The organism is Candidatus Neptunochlamydia vexilliferae (assembly GCF_015356785.1).
GTDB lineage: Bacteria > Chlamydiota > Chlamydiia > Chlamydiales > Simkaniaceae > Neptunichlamydia > Neptunichlamydia vexilliferae.
On the sequence record NZ_JAAEJV010000087.1, the window covers coordinates 1 to 4,847 of the forward strand.

The 4,847-nt window shown below is 44.5% G+C and carries 4 protein-coding genes; all 4 read right to left on the reverse strand.

What is annotated here, in order from left to right:
• Window positions 1-2,084, reverse strand: a 2,084-nt coding sequence (locus NEPTK9_RS08995; protein ID WP_194848499.1) for a putative nucleotidyltransferase substrate binding domain-containing protein, incomplete at its 3' end; no start/stop codon positions are given.
• 184 nt (window positions 2,085-2,268) lie between these two features.
• Window positions 2,269-3,144 (reverse strand): Rpn family recombination-promoting nuclease/putative transposase, encoded by an 876-nt coding sequence (locus tag NEPTK9_RS09000; protein WP_194848500.1) that lies wholly within the window; start codon window positions 3,142-3,144, stop codon window positions 2,269-2,271.
• Between the two features lie 9 nt (window positions 3,145-3,153).
• Complete coding sequence (locus NEPTK9_RS09005) at window positions 3,154-3,684, reverse strand: hypothetical protein (RefSeq protein ID WP_194848501.1); 531 nt, start codon at window positions 3,682-3,684, stop codon at window positions 3,154-3,156.
• 47 nt (window positions 3,685-3,731) lie between these two features.
• The gene (locus NEPTK9_RS09010; protein WP_228547113.1) at window positions 3,732-4,682 is read right to left on the reverse strand and encodes a phosphatidylserine decarboxylase; all 951 of its coding nucleotides are present in this window, start codon (window positions 4,680-4,682) and stop codon (window positions 3,732-3,734) included.
• Between the last annotated feature and the right edge of the window lie 165 nt (window positions 4,683-4,847).

Consider the following 4,847-nt stretch of genomic DNA (forward strand, 5'->3'; position numbering starts at 1 on the left):
ATTTTGATGGGGGTGGGGGGCTGTTGGGTGAGTTTTTTGAGGGAGGCTTGGAAGGCTTTTTCTTTTCTGAGATTGGATTGTCGGGTTCCATCTAGGCTGGGAATGAGGGAGAGTTCTCTAATAGGTCCTTTTCTTTTGTGTTTGAGGAGTGTGTCGAGATAGACCGTTCTTAGGGCTTCTCGGTTGAGCTTTTCGTAGTGTTTTTGGTGTATTTTTTCGGAGGCTTTTGTGGTAATTAAGTAGTCGACAAAGACTTCAATATGTTTGGTGGCTTGACAGATGTTTGTAAGCTTGGGATTGGGGCGATTGGCTGTTTTGAGGAGTTCTTTGAAGCTGAGGTCAAGGAGGGAGATGTTTTGGAGGTTTTTTGTGTTTTTTTTGAGATGGGTATAGAGGGGTTTTAAGATGAGGAGGTGTGCTCTGAGAAGGAGCTGCTGCTCTTTTTGGGTGAGGGTTTGGAATTTTAGGGTCTCTTTTTGTTCTCCAGCTTTTAGGTGGGACTGTACGCGGAGTCGGTAGAGGTTGGTAAGGGTTTGTTTGATGAGTTCTGTGCTGGGAGGATCGAAAACTCTTTTGGAGATTAAGTCGTTCAAAATATCAAGGGTGTTTTTTTCTTGGCAGTTGAAGTGGAGGGCAAGGTCGTTGAGCAAGTGGTAGAGGGGTTGGATGAATTGCTCTTTGAGGTTGACTTCAAAGAGGAGTCCTCCTTCCCAGGCTTCGGTGTAGTCTTGAAGACGTTTTGTAATGAGTTTTTGTGCCCGTCTTTCTCGTAGGACTTTGTCGTTTAAGGTCTTTATGATCTCTTCGTTTAATGCTTTAGAAAGGGTATCGGTAGAAGCTCCTATTGAGATGCTTTTTAAGAGGGTGTTTTTAAGGCTATTGGGGGCGTAATAACGGTCCTGATCGACGGGGCGGAGGTGTTGTCCCATTTTTTTGGGGGTGCGGATGAATTCTGAGGTGACTCCGGGGGGATCGAGGTGAAAGCCTGATTTGTTTTTCTCGCCTAGGGTGGTGAAGATGATGTTTGAGGAGGCGGTTTCTCCCAAGCTGGTGATTTGGAGGTGGAGGAAGTTGTTCAGGATTTGGAAATAGGGGAGGTGTTTTTCGTCTTCGATGAGGATGAAATATTCGAGGTCGGAGTAGGGGCACATTTCTGAGCGGGAGAGGGAGCCCATGGCGCGGATGTCGTAGTGGCAGGGGGGCTGTCCGAGGATGGCGCAGGCATCCTCAAGGAAGGGGGTGAAGAAGCGGTGGAAGGCTGTGATGATTGCTTTTTGGAAGTCTCCAATTTTAGGAGAGGATTGGGCAAAGGTTTGGCGGAAGGTTTGGAGGGCAGTCCGGTACTTTTCTGTGAGTGGGATCGATTGCGCTGGGAAGGGGGCATCGACCAGCTGGCTAATTTGACCTGCGAAGGGGCCAAATGTCTTGATTTTATTGTCTTTGAGGGAGGCTTGAACGGAGCGGGCTTGTTTATGAAGCTCTTTGATCAGGGGGTGGTGCTCTTTTTGGGCACAGTAGTTTTTGAGCTTAAAGATCCCGTCAAGGATGCGTTGGTACTTTTTGGTGTCTCCTCGGTTTTTGGCACTTTCTAAGCTGTTTCCGATCGCTCCTTCTTTTATAGTTCCTTCAACCACCCTGATCAAAATATTGGAGGCTTCTTGGTGGAGTAAGGGAAGGTATTTTGGATGGGAACGGCTCGCGATATTGAGCGCTTGGGCGTAGTGGCTCATCGCAAGGGTCCAAAGTTGAAGGTTCTTTTGGGGGGCAAGCTCGAGCTGCTTTTTTCCACAGGCTTGGGCGAGGAGGAGCTGCTCTTCGCTCAGGGATGGGGAGTGTTCTAAAAGCAACCGAAAGGATTGGTAGAGCTTATCGAATCTTTCTCGATCGAGCTTGGGGATAAGGTCGAGGACTATCCGGTAGAGCGCTTTGGTATCGGAGAGGGAGGTCTTGCTCAGGTCTTGTAAGGCGAGCTGGATGTTTTCCACCCCATCTTGGTACTCTTTTTGGGTGATGTTTTTTTGGATCCTTTGTAGGAAGGGGGAACTGTTTGAGGAGCTTGAGGAAGATGAGGAGGATATAGACATAGGATGATTCCTTGTTTAAAAAAGCAAAATCACCATCCCTTTTAACAGGTCAAAAAATTATCTACCAGAAAATTAATAGTGAAGCCGCACAACCATCAAGCAACCTTTTTTGCCTACCCTAAAGGGTATGTGAGTTTTCATCAAACGGCAAAATTTGCAAAAATCTTCTAGAATGATCAAAAATTTAAGAGCCATTTTTTATCTCTTCTTCTTGGAGCCCTGTTAGTTCAGAAGCCTCTTCTATCGAAAACCCCTTTGCAATTAGGGCTGAAGCAATTTCAGTTGCCTTCTTTTTTTCTCCTATCTTTTGGCCTTCTTTTTTAGCTCGAGCCTCAACCTTTTTCAGGGTGTTTGCCTCGATCCTTAACCATTTCAGGCGGTTTTCGTAAGCCTCCCGCTCTTCTTTGGTAAAGTTCATCACCCCGATGACATGAATCGCTTTTTCGAGCTCTGGACTCTTCAGTTTTTTTGCTAATTTCTCCTGATCAATGAGATCGTGCTTGGTTAGAAAGGCTGACCACATATCCAGGGCGCTCTGAATTTTTGTCACGATCTTCCCATGCTTTTTTTCAAGCTGATCGGTAAATTTTTTGAGCTCAATGGTATGAAGCTCCAAGTCTTTAAAATAGCAATGGCCGAGCTCTTTTTCTGCAATATGAAAGACATTGTGGTACTTCTCCACTTTTGGAATCGAGGTAAAGTTGAGAATATGAATCCCTATCACCTTATTGAGCTTCGAATAATTTTGCGCCTCTCCTAGTTGGTCTGAATAGAGCTTAGCCCAATAGTAGAGGGCTCTTTTGTCATAATCAGCCTCGTCGGAAATCTGAATTTCAATGTTAAATTTCTGCCCACTGGTTGACTCAGCCTTGATATCTAAAATAGAGAGCTTATCTTTTTTAAACCTCTTTTGGTTGTAAGGATTAAGCAACGTGACAGTTTTGACCTGATCTTCCTGACTCACAACGGCGTTTATCAGAGAGATCAAAAGATCTTTGTTCTCTTCTACCCCAAAGATCTTCTTAAAGGCGATGTCTACTCTAGGATTTACGTCTGCCATGTCTTACCTCTAATTTGATATCATCACTTTTACACAGTCTACTATGGGATATTTATCCCTTTGTAATCTGATCATCTGTTCAAAGTACCTGAGAATTCTCCCGTAACACTCCATGAGGATTTTCCCATCCATGAAGTAACAGATTAAGCGATACCGCACTTCAATTCTGTACCCGATATAGTCTGAAAATAGATCGAGCAGTTGGAAATTTGGAGAGCTTTTTTCATCGGGGAGATTCATGATCTCTTCGGGAGACTTTAACCCTTTGATCTCCTCAATCACCTGCGCTATACTGCGATCTTCTTCCCCACCATATAACCGAAACTGCTCTTCTAAAAACTCTATGAAGTTCCCTCCAAACATCTCGGGTTTAATCGTCCAAATATATCGATCTTCGGTCTCTTTTAGATCGTAAAGGTCGATGTTTACCTCATCCTTTAGGCACTTAATCGCCTCTTCAAGACCGAAGTTTTCTCGCTCCAAATCTTCCTTGTCGATCGTAATGTCTAAAGCAATTCCATTTGCTAAATATGTTCCCATGGGTTTCTCCTAGTTCCATTAATATGATATCGAAGCTGCGAAAAGTTTTAAAGCATCTTTTTTCCCATCGAGGTCCCCATCTTGGCGTAGGTTTCGATGTATTGAGCCGAGGTTTCGACTAGATCTTGATCAAAAATAATTTTACTTGGCTCGAAGAGAAGAATCACACACGATCCTCCAAACTCAAAGTACCCTTTTTCATCTCCCTTTTTGCAGGGCTTTTCGGGTGTATAGGTTTGCTGAATGGAGCCGACGCAGGTGGCTCCCACTTCGATGTAAAGCAAGGTGCCAAATGAGGTTGTTTCGACCGGGGTAATGACCCGTTTGTTTTCGCTGAGGATGGAGAAGTGTTTGCGGAGGGCGATTGGGTTTACGGAGAAAAGAGGGCCATTGATCAGCTTGGCTTTACCAGGGGTTCCGCTGCAAGGGAAGTGATACCGATGGTAGTCGGTAGGGCATAGGCGAGAGATCACCATGCTTCCCTCACGGTACTTTTCAACCAGTTCTTCATTATCGAGGAGACTGCGAAGATTAAACTTTTGCCCCTTCACATAAAACCCTTCCACTTTTTCAAGATTGGGAAAGACAAGGTGACGCCCATCAGCGGGGAAAACAACCATATCGCTCCCCTTCTTAATGGGGCGGGCCTTCGGCTTGAGCTTTCGGATAAAAAAGTCGTTGAACGAGTTAAAACTTTCAATCGGATCGGCAAACTCACTCACATCGACATGAAAGTCGCGAATAAAAGGAATGATTTTTGTCCGACTCTTTTTTCTCTTTTGCCGCTTTCCATACTGCTTCGAAAAGAAGGGAATGTGAGCAAAGAGGGGGAGGAGTAGAAGGCGAGAGAAAATATTGTTCCCGTAGAGGGTTTCAAGAAAAAATTTGCCATAAATTTTTTCTTTTTTGAGTTTTCCTGTCGCCCGGTCTCTGTAGGTAATATCATTCATCAAAATATCGATGCGGATACCCCTTCCTTTAGGGAGGGGAGGAAGCATCGCTCCTTTTTAGATTGTTTAATTTGTAGCCATGGTTTAAAATAGCTTGTATGAAACGAACCATTTCTCTTAAGTTGACCCTTTCTGATAAAGATTTTGAGACCCTTTTGGAAACGCAAAAGTGTTTCAGCCGAGGCTGTAATGCAATTGCTCTTCAAGCTAAAG